Genomic DNA, 19827 nt, shown 5'->3' on the forward strand with positions numbered 1-19827 from the left:
TGCCCCGCTTCATTTAATCGATGTCCCGCCGCAGCAGCAGTTGAGGTATGGCATGGTCGGGATGAGAGACAATCGCGGGTTTGACGCGAAATATGTCCTGGATATTCTCATCGTTGATCAACGTATGAGGCGTGCCCTTTCCAACCACCATGCCCTCACGCAGCGCCAGAATGTGATCGCAAAATAACGCGGCCAGATTCAAATCATGCAGCACAGCCACAATCGTAATGTTAGTTCTCTGTCGCCATGCCGATAACAATTCCATGAATTGCAATTGATATTTAATATCCAGAAACGTGGTCGGCTCGTCCAGCAGCAGCAACCGCGGCTCCTGAGCCATAACTTTGGCAAGTGCGACCCGCTGCCGTTGCCCGCCGCTGAGTGCATCCAGCGGTCTGTCCGCCAGCTCTGTCAATCCCAGGTCTTCAAGCACCCTGTCCACCACAAGTGCCCCATCGCCCGCTTCCCGCCCCAACCAGTTCTGGTACGGATATCGCCCCATCTCCACCACGTCTCGCACGGGATAGGAGATGGCTGGCAGGCCGTCCTGCTGCAATACAGCGATCATGCGCGACAGGTCCTTACGGCTGTAAGAGCCGATGTCTCGACCATCGATACGGATCTGACCTTCGCTTAACTGTTCCGTTCCGGCAATAAGCTGGATCAGGGTGGACTTGCCACTGCCGTTTGGTCCGACAACTCCCCACCAGTCACCTTCGCCAACATGCCAGTCTACATTGCGCAGTGCCTGATGATTGCCATATGACTTCCCTGCTCCCTTAACGGAGATAAGTGAAGTCGAGTTGGAACTGGTACTGGAATTCATGGCATCATCCCCTTCTGCAACTTTTTGTTCCGGTGCAGCAGGTAAGCAAAGAACGGCGCACCAACAAAGGCGGTGACAACACCGAGCGGAATTTCAGTTGGCGCCAGCAACGACCTTGCGATGGTATCGGCCCACACCATGAAGATCGCTCCGCCAATGGCAGACAAAGGTACCAGCAGTCGGTAATCCGATCCCACCAGCAGCCGCAACATATGCGGGATTACCAATCCAACGAATCCGATGACACCCGATACGGAGACAGCACCTGCGGTCAGCAGTGTGCCAACTGCCAGCACGGACAGCTTGAGTCTGTCCACTCCGATCCCGATATGTGCCGCTTGACGTTCTCCCAGTGCAAGCACATTCAACGAGCGTGCGCGGCTCCATAGAAAGACCAGCCCTAACAGAAAATACGGGAAAAGGATGGCCGTATACGACCACCCACGCAGAGCCAGACTTCCCATCGTCCAGTATATAATTTCATTAATCGTCTGTTTCGACATGGTCGACAGGAAGGAAACAACTGCGCCCAGGAAACTTTGCATGACCACACCAGCCAGAATGAGGCTATGTGTAGGTATTTTACGCCCTTCACGAGCCAGTGCCATAACAAACCATAACGTGATGACACCCGTCAAAAACGCCACCAGTGGCAACGTCCAGATTCCGATTAGTGCATACTGCAATCCGAAGAAAATCAGAAAGGCTGCACCCACCGAAGCACCGGATGATACGCCCAGGGTGAACGGGTCTGCCAGCGGGTTCCGAAGAACCCCCTGGAATCCCGCACCGGCAATCGCCAACGATGCGCCCACGAGCACAGCAAGCAGTACACGTGGGAATCTGACTTTCCAGATAATCTGTTCGGCTGCCTTATTCCAATCCGGTGTAATCCAATCGCCCACCCAGGGAATTTTGTGAATCAGGATGCCTGCAATATCCCGGATCGGCAACGCTACTGAACCAATGCCCAAGCAGATGAGCACGGTGAGCACCAGCAGCACCATGCCCGTCGTTCCGAACAGGATCAGCTTTTTACTCATTGGAACAAGTCAGGGTAGATCGCTTTGGCTACTTCTTTCAACCCTTGAGTTACCCGTGGACCCGGACGGCTCAGCAGGTTGGCATCCAAGCCAATAACCGCGTCGTTTTTCACAGCCGTAATTTGATCCCAGCCGCTGCGCGCCTTGATGATCTGATCCAGTGTTTTGGAGTTTTCGTCAATTACATCGTTGGCATACAAAATCACATCCGGGTTGGAGGCAATCACGTTCTCTTCGTTGATCTGATACCAGCCTTCGTTGTCCGAAGCAATATTGGTTCCTCCGGCTACGGTGATCAGTTCGTCCATGAACTCACCTTTACCTACCGACCAACCTGGGGAGAATTCAACGTATACTTTTTTCTTCTCTTCCGGTTTAACTGCCTTCACCGCTTCGGTTACATCCGTCACGTCCTGTTTCATCTGAGTGATGATTTCTTGTGCTTTTTCCTGATGATCGGTGATTTTACCGAAGGTTTCGATATTATTCATCACATCGTCAATGGATTTAGGATCCGTTTTGAATATGGTAATACCCAAATCACGTAGCTTTTTCACCGCATCCTCGCTCATTGAAATACCTGTGAAGACAATGTCGGCTTCAGCGGCAATGATGGACTCTTCATTGGGCTTGCTGATACCGCCCATTTTAGCTTTGGTTGTTGCCGCTTCCGGATAATCGTCATAGTCGGATACACCAACAATTTGATCGTCCAATCCAAGGGCAAACAGGGATTCCGTCTCAGCTGGAGACACGGATACGATTTTGGCCGGTGCCTTTTCAAAGGTGAACGATTCACCCGTTGCATCCGTAACGGTAAGTGGATATTGTGTTTTGAGATCCGTCTGCGCCTGGCCTTGTGACTGCTCCTGTGCCGGTTGCTGTGAAGTACCTGTGCCCTCGTTTGTTGTTGCATTGCCACATCCGGCCAAAGCCAGTGCGAGTGCCGCTGCACTTAGCAGGGACGCTACGTTTTTCCAATTTTTGAAATTCATTCTGTTATTCTCCCCTTCTCTATTTGTACTATTTTCTTGCATCATGCTCGAACTCTTACTCCCCATGCCTTGGTGTTCCTGTACAATAAAAAAATCCCTAATCCTTACGTCTAGGATCAGGGATGACGTCTCGCATATGGCGATCTGTACATGTTCAACAAAGGGTTGTCCATGCGCATAGAATAGCCCGAAACGCTGTCCTTTCCTCGAAGGAACACCGGTTTGTACGTCCAGGGCAGGTAACCTGACTTACAGGAATCATCCTGTTTTACAGTGGCGGGACCGTGCCGGATTTGCACCGGCTTCCCCATTTCACCCTTGTGTGTTTCATGACTCATACTAATTTGCCATGAAAAAACAGCCTTCACACGCGGGACCCTTGGTCGCTGATATGGTAAACCATTGCCGTGTAATTTCTGCATGTTGCATACTCCTTCAGGCTTCACAGCCTGCAGCGAATCTGCATCCATGCTGGAGTCACACTTCTGTTGTGATTATAGGGTATATTGTACATCCTTACAACCCGATTAGCGGAAAAGTCACTCTGCTGCCAGACCACTGATTCCCCTGTTGATCAAGCTGAACCTGAATCGCCTGTCCCGGTACGACATGTGTATCCCAGAACCCAAGCCCGGCAATCAGACGGGACAAGGCATACCGGATGACACCACCATGCGTAACCACAACTATGGTTGGCACTCGCCCCTCATCAACGTGCATTGAAGGACGACCCTCCAACAACATCTCTTGGAGAAAGGAATCCAACCGTCCGGTAAACTCCTGCCACGATTCCCCTCCGGGCGGAGTGACCTCCTGCGGCGCATCAATCCAGTTTCGGTACACAGGGTTATCCTTGAGCTGATCATACGTTAGCCCTTCCCACTGTCCAAAATCATTCTCACGCAGACGCGAGTCGAACTTCACCTGTCCGCTGGCATCAGGAAGAATCTGTTCCAGCGTCTGCCGGCAGCGAAGCAGATCACTGCAATATACCTCGTTCCACAAAACACCGCTCAATTGTTCATGAAGCGGAGCCAGTTCTTCTTTGGCATTTGACAGCAGACCGATGTCGGTATGCCCCAGGTATCTTTTTTCCACATTCCACAGCGTTGTCCCGTGACGGACCCACAGAATGTTTCGTTTCAGTGGGCCAGGTTGATCCCCATGTACTTCATGACCTGCATTCCCTTCATTTACGACCATAACAGCGTCCCTCCTGCCAGCCACACCCCCAGCGTTATGAACAGGCACAGTACCACAAAAGCCCCTGCCGACCAGAACATCAGGCGTGATGTTTGCACAATATCCTCGGCTTCCATCGGCCGTGTGGCCTCGCCCATGTAGGCACGAAATGAAGCAACTCCGTGATACACGTTATGTCCGCCAAGCCGGATGCCCAGTGCTCCAGCCACCGCAGATTCGGGAAAACCGCTATTCGGACTTGGATGCAGTCTTGCATCCCGTGCAACCATGCGCGCTGCTCCTTTGGCGTCCAGCTTCATGACCCAGGCACCCACGATTAACAGAATCGCGGTCAGCCGGGCAGGTATCCAGTTCGCCACATCATCCAGACGGGCCGAGGCCCAACCAAGATGCAGATACTTGTCATTTTTATATCCGACCATGGAATCCAGCGTGTTGACGGCGCGATAAGCCATGGCAAGCGGAGCGCCTCCAATGAGCGCATAGAATAACGGGGATACAATGGCATCCACGATATTTTCGGCAACCGTCTCTACCGTTCCACGCACAACCTCGGGTTCATCCAGATGCGCCGTATCACGTCCAACAATCATGCCCAGTGAACGTCTGGCCGCCGGCCAATCCTGCTGCTTCAGATGACGATATACTTCCATACCTGCATCCTTTAGCCCTTTTGAAGCAATGGTTGTTGCGATGAGCACCACTTCAGCTACCGCTGCAATGACAGGATGAATCAACCAAAGCACATATACGAGTCCCCAGGTGATGGCAAAAGAACCCCCCGCAATCACAATCGGGAACAACATCCCTGCTCTCTTCAGACCCGAATCTGTGCGCACACGCGAGCGAATGACACGCTCCAACGCCGAGATGCCTTTGCCCATGCCAATCACCGGGTGGGGAATCCAGCGCGGATCTCCGATACATCGGTCCAACAGGTACGCCAGTATAATAATCCAGGCTCCTGCCATGCCTGTCCAGAACGGCCAGGTCCATAGATGTTCCACCTCAAAAGTCATTTGTGCCTGATCCTCTCTTTCCATAACAGTCCGGCCTGAAGGCTCTCCGTCACCGTGTCGTATACCAATCTGCCAATCGCTGCCCCTGCCGTAGTCGCTGTCCCGGCATAAGTGATCATCGGCTGAGGTTCCTCCACTGCCTGACGTACCGCAAACACAATGGCATCGGTTGTGGTTCCGGTGGCGGGCAACCCGTTCTCCGAATCCAGAACACCCGCATCCGCCAGCGCGGCCGCTTTGGCTTCCACCACCGTCTGTACTGCATTCACCATCGCCCCGGTGGTCATGCGTCCATTCAACCAGAGCATGATGTTAATTGTACCCGGGACATAGGATGGCATCGTTAAATTCCGTGCTGAAGGAGCAGAACACTCCCTGCCGGAAGACATCGTCTTATTTCCCGCCGCATCAAATACCGTTCTCTCCGACCCCGCTCGTGCGGCATTCGATACACCCGCCGTGGTGCAACACAGAAGACCAAATTCATCACTTGTATATTCCTGAATGGAGGTATGCTCCAGCCTCACGGCCGTCAATAATCCGGCACATTGATCGCGTGGCTCATGCCATTCGTTCAGCGCTTGTTCGATATCACGCGGCGGATCATCACAGCGGTAATGCCTGTCCACATAGATGTTAAATATGCGATCCAGTTCTAGCATCCCACCGCCATATACCGCACTCGATAGCGCTTGGGCAGCCAATGGGCTCTGTGCTTTGATATGTCGTTCATGTGCAGATATGTTCAGTCCCGGCCAGGAAGAGGCCGCATATTCATTCTCGTCTGTTTCTCCATTCGTAAAGTAGTTATAAAACGGGAGTGTCACTGCCGCATCCCTCCCAGTTCCTGTTCCGAATCTTTCGTCTGCTCCTGCTGACTTGATTCATGAATGGAGGACTGATCGACATTCGGATATCCCTTGGTCTCCAGCACGCTGCCCAGCACTTCGAGCAATGTAGCATTGGCATCTGCATCCTTGACCGCGAAACGTACATGCCCTTCGTCAAGCCCCGGATACATGGCACAGCTGCGAATCAGGATACCCCTTCGGCCCAGCGCCTCCTGCATTGATGCCGCTGTCCAAGGGGCCGGCACACGTACCAAAATAAAGTTCGCCTCTCCCGGTGTCACCGCACATCCATACGCCTGCAGTCCTGCGATGAGATGCCCCCGTTCCCGCGTGATCTGTGATATGGTCTCCTGTTCGTACCGTTCTCCGCTTCGCAGACAGGCTTCACCTGCCATGAGGGCCAGACCGTTGACACTCCAGGTCACCTGTTTCTTTGTCATCGCCTGAATGTATTCCGCACGGCCCAAAGCATATCCGAGACGCAAGCCCGGAATAGCATAAAACTTTGTCATCGAGCGAATGATGATCACATTTGGATAGTCATTCAGATGTGCTGACAGGGACTGGCGCCGGGCTACCGGAATAAAATCCATAAATGCCTCGTCAATGACGAGTACGGTTCCCGTTTCTTCCGCTTTGCGTGCAAGCCTTTGTAATACCTCAAGCGGATATTGTACACCGTTTGGATTGTTGGGCTGTCCGAGGAAGAGCAGGTCGACCTTTTCCATGAGCTGCTCGATGTCCTCGGGTTCCGCTCGCCACGCCAGTTCTTCTCTTCCCTCCGTATGCACAACCTCGGCACCGAATTGTCGTGCCAACGACCGGTACTCCGAAAATCCCGGTTCCACCGTACCCACCTTGCGCGGGGCAAGCCCCAGCAGAAGGAGAGCCATGCTTTCGGCTGCGCCGTTGCCCACGGAAATCTGCTCCTGCATCACACCAAGACGCTCGCTCAGCAGTGCTTTGAATCCGCGATGCGCCGGATCGGGATACCGAATCACCGACTGCAATCCTTGCTGTATAGCCTCCAGCACCTCTCTGGGCGGACCGAGTGGATTAATATTGGCACTGAAATCCAGAAAATCAGCGGCTTGCCTCCCAAATCGTGACGCAGCCGTCTCCACGTCCCCGCCATGTCCGAACACTTCGATATAACCGGTCATTCTTCCGTCATCCTTTCTGTATGTCCTTTTTATTATGGATGGCACGGGAGGTGTGGGTCAATCCTGTTTTCTTTGTGTCCCAACCATAATTCGTTTACAATAGAAGAGGAATTTCGGTTCCTTTTGATATACAAGGTTCACTACATAAGGGACTAGCAATCCCTCACATACATTAATGGAGGAATGACCATGCTGTTTGTAGACAACCAGGGCATTACAGATCCTTCTGTAAACCTTGCCATTGAGGAGTACATTCTGAAGCATCTGCCGATGGAGGATGACAGCTATCTGCTGTTCTACATCAACCGTCCGTCGATCATCATCGGAAAGCATCAAAATACGATTGAAGAAATTAATATCGAGTACGTTCAGGATAACGGTGTGCAGGTGGTTCGTCGTCTTTCGGGAGGCGGAGCGGTATATCACGATCTGGGCAACCTGAATTTCAGTTTTATTACAGCGGATGACGGTCAATCCTTCCACAATTTCCGCAAGTTTACCCAGCCTGTAGTTGAAGCTTTGCACGAGCTTGGTGTAAATGCCGAGTTGACCGGGCGTAATGATCTGCAAGTCGGCGAAAAGAAAATTTCGGGCAATGCCCAGTTTTCCACACGTGGGCGCATGTTCAGTCATGGCACATTGATGTTTGATCTGAATCTGGAGCATGTTCAGGCTTCCCTGAACGTCAATCCCGAGAAGTTCAAATCCAAGAGCACCAAGTCCGTCCGCAGCCGGGTCGCCAACATACGGGATCTGATTGACACCAACCTGACGATTGAGCAGTTCCGCGATGAGCTGTTACGTCACATTTTCAGAATGGAGCCACAGGACGTCCCGCAATACAAGCTGACTGACAAGGACTGGGACAAAATCAAGGAAATCTCCGCTGAGCGTTATAACAACTGGGACTGGAACTATGGCTTGTCTCCGGAGAGCAATGTGAAGCACACTCGCAAATTCCCTGTTGGCATCATCGATCTGCGCATGAACATTAAGGATGGACGCATCGAAGATATCAAAATCTTTGGTGACTTCTTCGGTGTAGGCGATGTAGCTGATATCGAAAATATGCTGTGCGGCAAGCGGTATGAGGAATCCGAGGTGCGTACTGCACTTGAGGGCCTGGACGTAAAACATTACTTCGGCAACCTTGAGCTGGAAGACTTTATTGGCCTTGTTTTTCTGGAAGAGTAAAATTTAGATGTAAGTATAGTTTTAGAACGAAGTCTAATTACACGTTAACGGAGAAGACAGAATTCATCGGGAGAAGCGAAGCGTTCGCTTAAAGCTTTTTGAAAAAAAGCTACATCGGAAGCATACGCTTATCAACGGATTTCCCCTTAGGGGAATGGAATCAAAAAATCCGGGGATAACAGCGATCGAAAGATGAATCTGTATTCGGAGTGGCCTCGTGTAAAACTTATTTTTTCGTTCGTTAGTATAGATACAGATAAAAAAAGGAGAGAAACACAGATGACCTACAAATTAATCGCAATCGACATTGATGACACACTGATCAACGACAACAAGGAAGTAACCCCTGCTACACAGACTGCACTGGAACAAGCGGTTGCCCATGGTGTAACTGTAACGCTGGCGACTGGACGTGCTTATGCTTCCGCACAAGCGCTTGCTCGTCAAACCGGACTTAACGTGCCGATCATTACGTATCAGGGCGCATTGGTGAAAAACCTGCTGGACGAAAAAGTACTTTATGAGCGCTACGTTCCACAGGAAGCTTCCCGCAAATTGTATGAATACTGCCTGGAGAACAATCTCCACCTGCAAACATACATTGACGACAAGCTGTATGCGCGTGAGGAAAACGACAAGCTGCGTGATTATGCCAAATTAAACGGCACCCAATATTACATCGAATCTGATTTCATCAAAGTCATCGAACAAAAAACACCAAAGCTGCTCATTATCGATGAGCCAGACTACTTGGATAAGGTTGCCGTTGACCTGCGTGAATTGCTCGGACCTCAAGTGCATATCACAAAGTCCAAACCTTACTTCCTAGAGATCATGCATAATGAAGGAACTAAAGGCCACGCCCTGACCTTCCTGGCTGACCATTTCGGTCACCAGCTCAGCGAGTCTATTGCCATCGGCGACTCCTGGAATGACCATGAGATGCTCGAAGTTGCTGGTCTTGGTGTAGCGATGGGGAATGCCATCCCTGCGCTGAAAGAGCTGGCGGACTACATTACGGCAAGTAATAACGAAGACGGCGTTAAAGAGGTTATCGAGAAGTTTGTGCTGAACGCAGAGTAAATAAGATCAACGAACAGCCCAGTCGGCGAATTTCGCCGTGCAGGGCTGTTTTTGATTTTAAAAATATGTTCATTATTCTGTTTAAACGATTATATTAGGTATATTTCTCTGTTATTTTTTATGTTTTGAGAGCAATAATGCGCTGACTTTCACGCACCACGAATTATTATCTTACTTGCTCATGGCATGCTGGAAAGTCTCCAGCAGTTTCTTGATTTGCCCATCAAATTCCAGTTGAAATGACGGAATGATCTGATCTATTTTTTGCTGGAACAGCTCCGGATCTTGGACACCAAGCTCTGCTCTTAACTCCATTTCTTCTTTGGAACCATTGTCGTTCAGGATCATGTTCAGGATTTCACCTTTAAAGTATTCACTTGGAGGAAGGATTAGAGCATTCATCAGGAACTGAGTAAAAAAGAGATGATTATTATTTTCCTGACTCGCCTTTTTCATCGCCTGCTTCGTAAACAAATTTATATACTTCTGAGCAAACGCAACCCCTTTCATTCGGGTAGGCCCAACATGTTCGACCCCTTTCCAACGCAGATCGGCCACAGAACTAAGCCACCAGGCCGGTTCAATCGCCTGCTGCATACGAAGCAGCACTTGGCGCTCAAACTGCGGCTCAGGATGCATTCGCTGCTCATCCAAGCATTTTCCTATGGTCTCGGCTTCAATTGCAGCGACCGTCATGCCTTGGCCATGGATCGGATCGAAGCTGCAAAATGCATCGCCAAGGACGAGTAATCCGGAGGGCCAATTCTCCATGAGTTCAAAATGTTGACGGACAGACTCGGAAATACGGTATCCCCGCGGCCCTTGAAAAGGCTCCAACTGGTCTGCCAACGCTACGATTTCATCCGAAGCAAACAGATGATTGATTTGCTCTTGGAACTCATCCGGATGGGTTGAAGGATATTCATCTCCTCCTGCGTTGAACAGTAATAGTCCAGCGATATCATGTTCAATGCGCCACAACATGCCTGCACGAATTCCTTGCACAGGATCGGATTCTGTGATCACCGTTCCCCAGTCATTTTGAATAGAGGATGGTATCTTATAATAGCGGGTGCTGTAACCAAGCGACACCTTCAGCACTTCCGGCTCAGGCACGGACAACCCTATCTGTTCAAGCCATCTGATCAATTTGGAAGAACGTCCCGCTGCATCAATAACCATATCCGCCGCAAGCATTTCTTTCCGATTATCCCGGCCTCTTTCTTTGGTATACACGCCCGTAATCGAACGCTGATCTTCTGATGCCATTAACCCGGTAACTTCCGTACTCGTTATGAAGCTTATATGATCTATGTTCTGGACTCGCTGACGCAATACCCATTCCAGCAGAGCTCTGCTGCTCGATGCAATTTTGAATGAGGAATCAGCATTCGCCTTATTAACTAATGTACCGTAGCGATTGGCAATCATAAACTTCTCTTCATGTGAAGGAATGGCGCCAAGCGCGACCAATTCGTCATTGTATCCGGGAAAGTAATGTTCCAAAATGAGTCCGCCGCGCGGTAATACACGATGTGGATGAAAGGATTGAGGCACACCCTGCCGATTTGCCGGCTCAGAAGGCAATTCATCTCGCTCAATGATACATACCTCATCATAATAATCAGATAACATCCTTGCAGTGATTAACCCTGCAATACCTGCCCCGATTACCACAGCTTTTTTCATGTCGGGCATCGCCAATTCATCCTCTCTAATCCATCATATTTTATCTATACTTGTAGCACTATCAAAAAATTACTTATAATACCAATATACACTCAGAATCTCGTATCAAGTAAGGATCAATATCAGGATACTATATAGCTAAACTACAATAAGGAAATGATGTAGATGAAAATGGTTGGTAAAAAGGTGGATTTGAGAGTTACCCGAACTCATAAATTGTTAACTATGGCGCTTCTCGATCTGTTATGTGAGAAAGGTCAGCTATTCAGCAACATCACAATTAATGAATTATGTGACAAAGCTATGGTTCACCGAACAACGTTTTACAAACATTTCAAGGATAAATTTGCTCTTCTGTCCTCTACCCTAACTTGGGTCCTTCTGGATTATTTACACATGAATGTAGAAGAGCGGCTACAACAGCCTTTGCAAAGCGTATCTAAAATTCTGTTTGGAAATGTACTGGAGACCATCGTGCAGAACCAACAAAAGGATGAGGGGTTTAACAATTTTTTCATACATTATATTGGAGAGATATTCAGACGAAATTTTCTCGAATTGAAGCGAAGAGGTAAACAATTTTCACTTCCCATAGAACTGGTAGCCGAGTTTCACTCGGGGGTGATTCGTTTACTTGTGACGTGGTGGATACAACATTTCGAAGAAAATGTTACTGCAGAACAGATGGATGAATATTACTACCTACTGGTTAACGAGAACATCATGTTGGAATAACAAACAGCTCAACCTAAAATCAAGGGCTGATTTTGAGCTTGAGCTGCATACCTTCAAACTTTACCTATTTTAAAACAGATTCGGAAGCCTGCACTGTCATCCTCGCACGCTTTCCTTTCTTCAACCAGCCGCTCACCTTCTCATTCATCGCCAGCAGACCTGAAACGACCAGCACCACACCGATCCATGTAACCCAGCTGACATGCTCACCATATACAACAGCGCCAAGCCCAACGGCAATGGGTGGTGAAATGTATAACCAGGTTGCTGGAAACAACGGGTTGGTACGCGACATAATCCAATAGAACAGACTATGCCCCACCATGGAGCCGATGACAGTCAGATAGATCACCGACGAGACGGCAGGCACCCAGTCCAGAGCAGACATATTCCAAGATTCCGTTCCGACCGAGAGCAGGGATAACAGCAGTCCCCCATACATCATCTGCACCGCATTAATCGCTACAGGACTAGCCTCCTTGAACTGATGAATAACCTTTTTGGAGTACAATGCACCTGCTGAATAACAGACTTCCCCTACCAGTACCGCGATACAGCCCCACATAAACAGGGAACCTGCACCAAGCGATACACCTGGCAACACAACCAAAACCACACCGGTGAACCCGATCAGGCAGCCCACAATCATACGGGCAGATGTTTTTTGCCGTAACAGCGCCGTCTGCATCAACATAATCATCAGCGGCCCTGTCGCTGACAAAATGGCACCCACACCCGAGCTCACATGCTGTTCAGCCCAATATAATGTGGCAAAGGTGCCGAAGGTCAGCCCCGCTCCCGTTAACAACATCTCCTTGCGGAACAGGAGCGACCAGCTCACTTTGCCCTTCATCCTCATCCATGCAAACATCAGCGCTCCCGCGATTACAAATCGCAATCCGGCTGACAGAAAAGGCGGCATGCCTGCCTCTACTCCAATTTTAATAGCCAGAAATGTTGTACCGAAAATAAGACACATAACCGTAAATGCAATCCCTACCATGATAACCACTCCTTTATCTGTTCTCCATCATATCTCATGGTCTACAGAACAGAATGAACAAAACAGAACAGTTTTCTCCCATTAGCTGTTACAATAGAGTTCAAAAGGAGTGTGAGCCGGGTGGGCAGAACCATGATGATGACAGATAACAGCCTGAAATTATATGAGCAAGTAATCCATTATCTCGTTGTACGTATAGAAGCGGGAGAGTGGGCCGAACATGAAAAACTGCCATCTGTACGAAGCCTGTCCGAGCTACTCGGCGTACATCGTCTGACCGTATTCAAAGCCTATCAGGAGTTAAAGGAACGTGGGAATGTTTATGTGAAGGATAAGTCTGGCTATTATGTCAGCCCAGCAACTCCATTCTCAGTAACGGATCAGGCGGATGATCCCGCCGTGTCTGCCTGGCTGCATTGGGATTCACTTGCACGTGTACAATCTCTAGAAGCAGAATACCAATTTTCCAAATCGTTAATCGATCCCTCTCTGTTGCCCAACCGTTATTGGGGTGAACTGATGCGTGATCTGCTAGATCAATATCCCCGTTTGCTCGGAACGTATTCCACAATTCAGGGTGATCTGGAATTGCGAAGTGCGCTGGCAAGCCATCTAACGAAAAAAGAACGCTTCTATCTCTCCGCAGACGAGGTGTTAATTACATCGGGTGCCCAGCAAGCGATCGATGTGATCTCCCGCAGCTTGGTCAAACCCGGTGATCGTGTTCTGATGGAACGGCCCACGTATGGACCGGCAATGGAGATTTTCCGCAAACAAGGTGCTCGTCTGATCTTTACGGATATTCACTCGGACGGGTATGATCTGGAGCAGATCGAACATCTGATGAAGAGTGAGAAGCCGCGTCTCTTTTATATGACACCGACCTTTCAGAATCCAACCGGCATTAATGTTCCAGTAGAACAGCGCAAGCAATTACCCGAACTTGCAGAACAGTATGGTTGTTTTCTACTCGAAGACGACAGCACCTATGATATCTATTTTAAGGAGAAACCTCCTGCACCGATTTTCACCTATGACACCACCGGACACACTCTGTACATTCGCAGTTACAGCAAGTATGTTGCACCCGGGCTACGGATTGCAGCAATAATATGCCGTCAGCGTTTCATGCCAGGACTACAGGCTGTAAAATCACTGACAGATAACGGATCGCCCCTTCTGAACCAGAAGCTTTTTCTCCGTTATTTTCAGTCAGAACGCATGCATCAGCATCTTTCCAAGCTGCGGACCGCCATCCAGCTACGGATGGAAGGGATGGAACAATCTCTGCTGGAAACGGACTGGACGTGGACCCGGCCGGAGGGTGGACTCAACTTTTGGGTAGAGCTTCCTGAGGGTGTGGATACAGGGAGACTGCTTCACCGATGCATGGAACAATCCGTTGCCTTTGTACCCGGAACCGTATTTGATCCTTCGGATCATTCAGCCAGTCGCAAGCTGCGCCTGTCCTTCTCTTATGCACATGAGCAGCAGATTCGGGAAGGCATGAGCAGGCTTATTACACTGGCTAAAGAAATGTAAGGTTTGGTTATAAATCGAAAAAAGCCCGAAAGGTCACATGACCTTCCGGGCTACTGTTATGAGCTGGATATGACCTTATCCACCAATCCATATTCGACTGCTTCAGCAGCGGTCAGGAAATAGTCTCGATCCGAGTCCTTCTCAATCCGCTCAATTGACTGTCCTGTATGGTCGGCTAACAGCTTGTTAAGACGTTGACGGTGTTGAATGATGCGGTTAGCATGAATCAGCATATCGGATGCCTGCCCTCGCGTACCGCCATGTGGCTGATGGATCATGATCTCACTGTTGGGCAACGCCATACGTTTGCCTTTTGTTCCACCTACCAGCAATATCGTGCCAAAGCTCGCCGCCATACCTGTACAGATCGTGGAGATATCCGGCTTCACAAATTGCATCGTGTCATAGATCGAAAATCCTGCGGTCACCGACCCACCAGGACTGTTGATGTACATCTGGATGTCCTTCTCCGGGTCCTCTGCAGTCAAAAACAACAACTGGGCCACAATGGCATTTGCCATCTGATCCTCGATCTCCCCGGATACCATAATGATCCGGTCTTTGAGTAAACGTGAATAAATATCATAGCTCCGCTCTCCGCGAGCTGTTTGTTCCACTACATACGGCACTACATTCATATGTGTCGCCTCCTCGATTTAGGCAACCATGTTGACCGTGTACCCACCTCCATACGACATCGAGTTCATACTAGAAGCGGAATACCCGTACATCATTGGCTGCATGGATGGAGACGGCAAAGCCTGCTGCAGAATAGTCCCCGCCACAGCCATCGGATCATCGGTCCGGTTCAGGCACAGATCAATGATTCGGGCTGTATCCCCATTACGAAATGCCAGCAGATAGCTGCGTAGTTCCTCCCGATTGTCCTCCACTGTGCCTTCCTCATACTGCAATTCTGTGTCCGATTGTTCCAACCTGTTCCTCACTTCAGCTATGGCAGAGCGGGCACGACCTAACGCTGCTTTCACAGCACCTTCTGTCGTATCCAGCATTTCCGCAGTCTCTGCCGCCTTATAACCCATTAATTCACGTAATACATATATCACTCGCTGCCACGGTGGTAACTTATCTACAAGAAGTTGAACGGCAGACTCCAATTCCTCGAATCGCCTTTCCTCCTCCATTTCATGCAGGAGCGGCTTCAAGCTATCCAGTTTATATGCCAATCTCTCCCGCTGACGTAGGATATCAATCCAGCTGTTGCGTGCAATACGAATCAGATAAGCTTCCCAGTTTATATCTTTATTCATCCCATAAGTTCCAACTACACTCGACGACAACACTTTGAGACAGGTCTCCTGAACCAGATCCTCCGTGTCTGGAACTGATTTCGTCAGAGATAGACAATACGCATACAACGAACCCATCAGATCGGGTAGTACGGTATGGATGCTTGGGTTCAATTGATTTTTTCTGTCGTTGCCATTGAATTCAATATCGAATTTATCTTGTTTACCATCATCATGTGGTCTGTTGATTCTGCAATCCACGGACTTCACAAAGGCCATCTTGGGGGCCCCCCTTTGCTGGTTCCTGATTGATTTTGACTTACACTATGTAAACGAAGAACCCCTTGTAAAGGATACGCTCTTCTGAATTTATTTTTGATCCCCTCTCCCACTTGAAGTCTATAAGGTTCCAAGCGGCACCTTCATCCCGGTAAGGGCAATCGTAATACCTTGATCCAGGTTATAATTCTGCTGTACATCGACGTCATGAGACATATGTGTAAAATAAGTATGACCCGGCTTCAGTTCCCACAGCAGCTCCTGCGCCTCACGCATATCGTACACGGAACGTGTTGAGAATTCCGCAAGTTCATGCACAAAGCTTGTTCCAAGCACCAGTAGATCCAGTCCGTGCAACGACTCTTTTTCGGATGTCTTCAGGTCAATAGCATCTGAACAGTACGCCCAGCTATACCCGTCTCGATCAAATCGATATGCGTACGAATATCCGTTATGTCCATGGCAGACTTTCCAGGAATGTACCTTCCAGCCGCCTAGTTCAATACCGCCATCCGTTTCCATAAAGTCCATATGACGACCCAGCCAGGGAAACTGTCCCTTAATGGTAGCAATCACTTCACGTGGTGCATACAAACGCCCCTTTACACCCAACCAGCGGCATGCATCCGCCCATTCTGGCAATCCTCCAATATGGTCAAAATGGGCATGGGTGATGAGCAACGTATGCACCATACGCAACCCCTGATCCTCCATCTGTGATCTCCAGTCTGGTCCGCAGTCAATCATGAACTGTTCACTCGCACCATCCCCACCACCGTCAATCAGAACAGAAGAGCGTTTCCGTTTATTCTCTCCCGTAAGCCTCGCCTCTGTACATACTTCGCAATCACAATACACACGTGGAACGCCCATCGCATCGCCAGTGCCCAGAAATGTTAGCTGATTCAATCCGCATTCCCCCTGAATTAATGATATGTAGATTGTAATCGTCCACCTCCGTTTTTGCAAAAAAAAGACCATCCCGCTGCAGTTCTCCAACTGCAATTCGGGACAGTCTGTGGTCTGACCGTTCACCGTCAGACTTTAATTCCATGCTTCGCTCCATTCGGGAGCGTACGCTTCGTCAGCATGTGGTGCAACCTTATAAGCGGGTCATCCGCTTGAAGATCAGGCCTTACCTTTTAAACAGGCCACGACCGATTAATTCGAGTCACATCCACTCGGCGCTGGAACTATACCAGTGCCCGCAGCTTCAACGTCAGTTCCTGACCCTCAGGTACATCCTTCGAATCCGTAATCACCCAGTTCGACGCAAGCCGCTCTGCCAGCACCTCTGCCTGCTCCGGTTTCAACTGTAATCCGGTAACGATTCCTTCACCCACCGTGAAATCTTTCTCTGGCTGCACCATAAAGGCCTTCTCCAACCAGATTCCGAGTCCACCACGCGTATTAAAGGTAATCCGGTACCCGTCTTTTACTGCTGCCTCCAGATTTTCACCATGCTCGTCCGCATACGAGAAAAATTCGTTATATCGGTATTCCTCTTCAGACACGGCGTCAAAAGCGGAAACATCTTTGGCTTGAATGGCTTTTAATAGTTCTTCCTCAGGCATCCCCTTACCGCGGGCCTGCTCCAGTCGAATCGCTGTACTTTGGGATAATTTAATCTCTGAACTCATTCAACTCACACCTTCCTGCAGATACTATGTAACAATCATGATTCAGTATACCTCTATTATAACCTTTTGGCAGTAAAAAACCTCCATCTCTACTTCCATTGAAATGAAGGTTTAGTATCCACATGCTTGGTTACCTATTCGATTACATCAGCCATACTCATAATCCAGCAAGCACCTGATACCACACGCCGCGTTTGGAGTACAACGTATTGCGTACCTCGTCCCATCCACCCAGATAGTTGATATCAAATAGTCCTTCTGGCGTTGGGAATGTCGACTCGGTCTGTGCAAATACATCCGGATCTACTGAACGAAAACCATGCTTGGCAAAAATACGCTGTGCTTCTGGTGTACGCAAATATGCGACAAAAGCTTCCGCCAGTTCACGATTCCCATGTTTATCAGCATAATTATTCACCACAACTGCCGGGTTCTCAATCAGGATCGTATTTTTAGGAATGACGATGTCATAATCTACACCTTTGGCGATCCGGGCAAGCAATTCATTTTCATACGTGACGATTACATCACCCACACCATACTCGAATGCCGCCATCGAAGAACGCCCACTCTTGTCCAATGATTCAACGTTACGATGTACCTGTTCGAGAAAAGCCTTGGCTGCGGCAGGATCTTTCTTCCCCTCTTGCTCCTCCGACAGTTTTAATCCAGCACCGTAAATGGCATTGATATCCCATTGTGCGCCCCCGGATGTCTTTGGATTAGGGTAGAGCACCTTCACTCCCGGCTTGGTTAAATCCTGAAAATCACGAATCCCCAGCGGGTTGCCTGCTCTTGTGCCCAGAACAACAATCGAACGGGTGATCATACCCTCATTCGGGGTCTGTTTCCAATCGGAGCTAACCAGATCGGCTTTGACCAGCTTCTCGATATCACTCTCCATCGCGAGCAAGGCCACATCAGCCTCGAATCCACCAACGATGGCTCTTGCCTGTGTACCTGAAGCTTCATAGGATTCCTGGAAGTTAATTGTCTGTCCGGTTTTTGCCTTCCACTCCTCTTGGAACTTGGGTAGCAACTCGCCTACAGCGTCTTTTGCTACACTATAAGCGCCAATCACCAGCGTATTGGATGAATCGTTACTAGAGGGCTCGTTCTGTTCGCTTGACTCCTCCTGCTTGCTGCATCCAGCGGTCATGCAGACGAGCAGAAGCATGAGGGCAACGTATAAGAGTATGGCTTTCTTCTTCCTCGTCTGCATGGGCAGCCCCTTTCTTCCACTTGATCTAAATCATCACCGGCATCGGATCTTCCTTCAGTCGGTTCTCAACCACCCAACTGTTGGAGTCATTGAACAGGTATGCACGGTGTACAAGGACTCGAATTTGTTGACCGATCTCCAATGTCGTCTTCTCCAGGGAACGGTATGTGATTAACTTATGACCCTGTACGTCCACCTCTACCATCCATTCACTGCCGCGGAAATGAAGATGTTTGACTGTACCTTTTTCCGTTGCAGACAACATGGTGAACTCATTTTTCAAGCCGATCTCAATATACTCCGGTCGGATCAGCGCTCGTGTACCTTCACCCTCGACGGCATGTTCGAATCCTTTCAATTGGGAGGCATCCTCCACAACCGTAGACTCCCCGATAAATGTAGCCACAAACGGTGTCTGCGGGTTTTTGTAGATATCCCAAGGTGTGCCCTTCTGCTCAAGACGACCTTGGCTGATAATCATAATCTCGTCCGCCACTTCAATCGCTTCATCCTGGTCATGCGTTACAAAAATCGAAGTGATTCCTACCCGCTCGATTAGCTCACGTAACCATGAACGCAGTTCCTGACGGATCTTGGCATCAATGGCCGCGAACGGTTCATCCAGCAATAACAGCTGTGGCTCCGGGGCGAGTGCTCTGGCAAAAGCAACACGCTGACGCTGTCCACCAGATAACTGATGTGGATACCGCTGTTCAAAACCTTTTAACCCGGTCAGTTCAACAAGTTCCATCACCCGATCACGGATCTGGGCTTTTGGTGTCTTCTTGACCTTGAGTCCAAAGGCGATATTCTCAAATACCGTCATATGTTTGAACAAGGCATAGTTCTGAAACACGAATCCGATGCCCCGCTCCTGTGGAGGCAGATGGTTCACGACTTTTCCATGGAAACGAATCTCACCAGAACCCGGATTCTCCAGGCCCGCCAGCATCCGCAGAATGGATGTTTTCCCACCTCCGCTGGGTCCAAGTAGACCGATCAGATGGCCTTTGGCAATATCGAATGAGACATCTTTTACCGCATGAAAATCACCGAAATGTTTGTTCAGATCACGGACTTCTACATGCAT

Annotated in this window: 19 protein-coding genes and 1 riboswitch; of the genes, 4 read left to right on the top strand and 15 right to left on the bottom strand. The window is 49.3% G+C overall.

All coding sequences use genetic code 11. The annotated features are described in order from the left end of the window. Positions 1–13: 13 nt before the first annotated feature. The 7 genes from D829_RS0116165 to cobD form a co-directional block, all read right to left on the bottom strand. On the bottom strand, positions 14–826 hold the full coding sequence (locus D829_RS0116165; protein ID WP_017689957.1) for an ABC transporter ATP-binding protein: 813 nt from the start codon (positions 824–826) through the stop codon (positions 14–16). Next, positions 823–1869, bottom strand: a complete 1047-nt coding sequence (locus tag D829_RS0116170) for an iron ABC transporter permease (protein ID WP_017689958.1) — start codon at positions 1867–1869, stop codon at positions 823–825. Before D829_RS0116170 ends, D829_RS0116165 begins: the two co-directional genes overlap by 4 nt. Next, on the bottom strand, positions 1866–2864 hold the full coding sequence (locus D829_RS0116175; RefSeq protein WP_017689959.1) for an ABC transporter substrate-binding protein: 999 nt from the start codon (positions 2862–2864) through the stop codon (positions 1866–1868). The genes D829_RS0116170 and D829_RS0116175 overlap by 4 nt, the downstream gene beginning before the upstream one ends. Positions 2865–3080: 216 nt before the next feature. Next, positions 3081–3199: riboswitch (cobalamin riboswitch) on the bottom strand. A gap of 181 nt (positions 3200–3380) precedes the next feature. After that, entirely contained in the window at positions 3381–4067 is a 687-nt protein-coding gene (locus tag D829_RS0116185) for a histidine phosphatase family protein (protein WP_017689961.1), read from the bottom strand. After that, the gene (cbiB, locus tag D829_RS0116190) at positions 4058–5038 is read right to left on the bottom strand and encodes an adenosylcobinamide-phosphate synthase CbiB (RefSeq protein WP_026081210.1); all 981 of its coding nucleotides are present in this window, start codon (positions 5036–5038) and stop codon (positions 4058–4060) included. The genes D829_RS0116185 and cbiB overlap by 10 nt, the downstream gene beginning before the upstream one ends. Positions 5039–5082: 44 nt before the next feature. Beyond that, the gene (locus D829_RS0116195) at positions 5083–5913 is read right to left on the bottom strand and encodes an adenosylcobinamide amidohydrolase (RefSeq protein WP_017689963.1); all 831 of its coding nucleotides are present in this window, start codon (positions 5911–5913) and stop codon (positions 5083–5085) included. Next, on the bottom strand, positions 5910–7100 hold the full coding sequence (cobD, locus tag D829_RS0116200; RefSeq protein ID WP_017689964.1) for a threonine-phosphate decarboxylase CobD: 1191 nt from the start codon (positions 7098–7100) through the stop codon (positions 5910–5912). Before cobD ends, D829_RS0116195 begins: the two co-directional genes overlap by 4 nt. Positions 7101–7289: 189 nt before the next feature. Between cobD and D829_RS0116205 the strand changes: the two genes are divergently transcribed. Both D829_RS0116205 and D829_RS0116210 read left to right on the top strand, forming a co-directional pair. After that, positions 7290–8294 carry a lipoate--protein ligase gene (locus tag D829_RS0116205; protein ID WP_017689965.1) on the top strand — a complete coding sequence of 335 codons (1005 nt, stop codon included), beginning with the start codon at positions 7290–7292 and terminating at the stop codon, positions 8292–8294. Positions 8295–8573: 279 nt separating this feature from the next. Continuing rightward, positions 8574–9377, top strand: coding sequence for a Cof-type HAD-IIB family hydrolase (locus tag D829_RS0116210; protein ID WP_017689966.1), 804 nt, complete (start codon positions 8574–8576; stop codon positions 9375–9377). Between the two features lie 171 nt (positions 9378–9548). Here the strand turns inward: D829_RS0116210 and D829_RS0116215 are convergent, their stop codons facing one another. Next, positions 9549–11075 carry an FAD-dependent monooxygenase gene (locus D829_RS0116215; protein WP_017689967.1) on the bottom strand — a complete coding sequence of 509 codons (1527 nt, stop codon included), beginning with the start codon at positions 11073–11075 and terminating at the stop codon, positions 9549–9551. 156 nt (positions 11076–11231) lie between these two features. Here D829_RS0116215 and D829_RS0116220 point away from each other — a divergent pair, with 156 nt between their 5' ends. Next, entirely contained in the window at positions 11232–11801 is a 570-nt protein-coding gene (locus D829_RS0116220) for a TetR/AcrR family transcriptional regulator (protein ID WP_017689968.1), read from the top strand. Between the two features lie 64 nt (positions 11802–11865). On the opposite strand, the gene D829_RS0116225 is transcribed toward D829_RS0116220, so the two are convergent. Further along, the gene (locus tag D829_RS0116225) at positions 11866–12804 is read right to left on the bottom strand and encodes an EamA family transporter (RefSeq protein ID WP_017689969.1); all 939 of its coding nucleotides are present in this window, start codon (positions 12802–12804) and stop codon (positions 11866–11868) included. Between the two features lie 138 nt (positions 12805–12942). Here D829_RS0116225 and D829_RS0116230 point away from each other — a divergent pair, with 138 nt between their 5' ends. After that, entirely contained in the window at positions 12943–14346 is a 1404-nt protein-coding gene (locus D829_RS0116230) for a PLP-dependent aminotransferase family protein (RefSeq protein ID WP_193748483.1), read from the top strand. 56 nt (positions 14347–14402) lie between these two features. Here D829_RS0116230 and clpP read toward each other — a convergent pair whose 3' ends face one another. The 6 genes from clpP to cysA all read right to left on the bottom strand — a co-directional run bounded on the left by clpP (position 14403) and on the right by cysA (position 19827). Beyond that, positions 14403–14984, bottom strand: coding sequence for an ATP-dependent Clp endopeptidase proteolytic subunit ClpP (clpP, locus tag D829_RS0116235; RefSeq protein ID WP_017689971.1), 582 nt, complete (start codon positions 14982–14984; stop codon positions 14403–14405). A gap of 18 nt (positions 14985–15002) precedes the next feature. Continuing rightward, complete coding sequence (locus tag D829_RS0116240) at positions 15003–15875, bottom strand: RNA polymerase sigma factor (RefSeq protein WP_017689972.1); 873 nt, start codon at positions 15873–15875, stop codon at positions 15003–15005. 120 nt (positions 15876–15995) lie between these two features. Then, on the bottom strand, positions 15996–16784 hold the full coding sequence (locus D829_RS0116245) for an MBL fold metallo-hydrolase (RefSeq protein ID WP_017689973.1): 789 nt from the start codon (positions 16782–16784) through the stop codon (positions 15996–15998). Between the two features lie 284 nt (positions 16785–17068). Continuing rightward, positions 17069–17515 (bottom strand): hypothetical protein, encoded by a 447-nt coding sequence (locus tag D829_RS0116250; RefSeq protein WP_017689974.1) that lies wholly within the window; start codon positions 17513–17515, stop codon positions 17069–17071. Positions 17516–17672: 157 nt separating this feature from the next. After that, positions 17673–18737 carry a sulfate ABC transporter substrate-binding protein gene (locus tag D829_RS0116255; protein WP_017689975.1) on the bottom strand — a complete coding sequence of 355 codons (1065 nt, stop codon included), beginning with the start codon at positions 18735–18737 and terminating at the stop codon, positions 17673–17675. A gap of 25 nt (positions 18738–18762) precedes the next feature. Next, on the bottom strand, positions 18763–19827 hold the full coding sequence (cysA, locus tag D829_RS0116260) for a sulfate ABC transporter ATP-binding protein (RefSeq protein WP_017689976.1): 1065 nt from the start codon (positions 19825–19827) through the stop codon (positions 18763–18765).

The sequence above is a fragment of the Paenibacillus sp. PAMC 26794 genome (genome assembly GCF_000316035.1).
In the GTDB taxonomy this organism is placed as follows: Bacteria; Bacillota; Bacilli; order Paenibacillales; family Paenibacillaceae; genus Paenibacillus.

Coding starts and splice junctions, on each gene's coding strand:
- D829_RS0116175 (WP_017689959.1), bottom strand. CDS start 2,864: ATGAATTTCAAAAATTGGAAAAACGTAGCGTCCCTGCTAAGTGCAGCG.
- D829_RS0116255 (WP_017689975.1), bottom strand. CDS start 18,737: ATGCAGACGAGGAAGAAGAAAGCCATACTCTTATACGTTGCCCTCATG.
- cysA (WP_017689976.1), bottom strand. CDS start 19,827: ATGCATGTAGAAGTCCGTGATCTGAACAAACATTTCGGTGATTTTCAT.
- clpP (WP_017689971.1), bottom strand. CDS start 14,984: ATGAATGTAGTGCCGTATGTAGTGGAACAAACAGCTCGCGGAGAGCGG.
- D829_RS0116240 (WP_017689972.1), bottom strand. CDS start 15,875: ATGGCCTTTGTGAAGTCCGTGGATTGCAGAATCAACAGACCACATGAT.
- D829_RS0116220 (WP_017689968.1), top strand. CDS start 11,232: ATGAAAATGGTTGGTAAAAAGGTGGATTTGAGAGTTACCCGAACTCAT.
- D829_RS0116185 (WP_017689961.1), bottom strand. CDS start 4,067: ATGGTCGTAAATGAAGGGAATGCAGGTCATGAAGTACATGGGGATCAA.
- cobD (WP_017689964.1), bottom strand. CDS start 7,100: ATGACCGGTTATATCGAAGTGTTCGGACATGGCGGGGACGTGGAGACG.
- D829_RS0116230 (WP_193748483.1), top strand. CDS start 12,943: ATGACAGATAACAGCCTGAAATTATATGAGCAAGTAATCCATTATCTC.
- D829_RS0116225 (WP_017689969.1), bottom strand. CDS start 12,804: ATGGTAGGGATTGCATTTACGGTTATGTGTCTTATTTTCGGTACAACA.
- D829_RS0116165 (WP_017689957.1), bottom strand. CDS start 826: ATGAATTCCAGTACCAGTTCCAACTCGACTTCACTTATCTCCGTTAAG.
- cbiB (WP_026081210.1), bottom strand. CDS start 5,038: ATGGCAGGAGCCTGGATTATTATACTGGCGTACCTGTTGGACCGATGT.
- D829_RS0116205 (WP_017689965.1), top strand. CDS start 7,290: ATGCTGTTTGTAGACAACCAGGGCATTACAGATCCTTCTGTAAACCTT.
- D829_RS0116210 (WP_017689966.1), top strand. CDS start 8,574: ATGACCTACAAATTAATCGCAATCGACATTGATGACACACTGATCAAC.
- D829_RS0116250 (WP_017689974.1), bottom strand. CDS start 17,515: ATGAGTTCAGAGATTAAATTATCCCAAAGTACAGCGATTCGACTGGAG.
- D829_RS0116215 (WP_017689967.1), bottom strand. CDS start 11,075: ATGCCCGACATGAAAAAAGCTGTGGTAATCGGGGCAGGTATTGCAGGG.
- D829_RS0116170 (WP_017689958.1), bottom strand. CDS start 1,869: ATGAGTAAAAAGCTGATCCTGTTCGGAACGACGGGCATGGTGCTGCTG.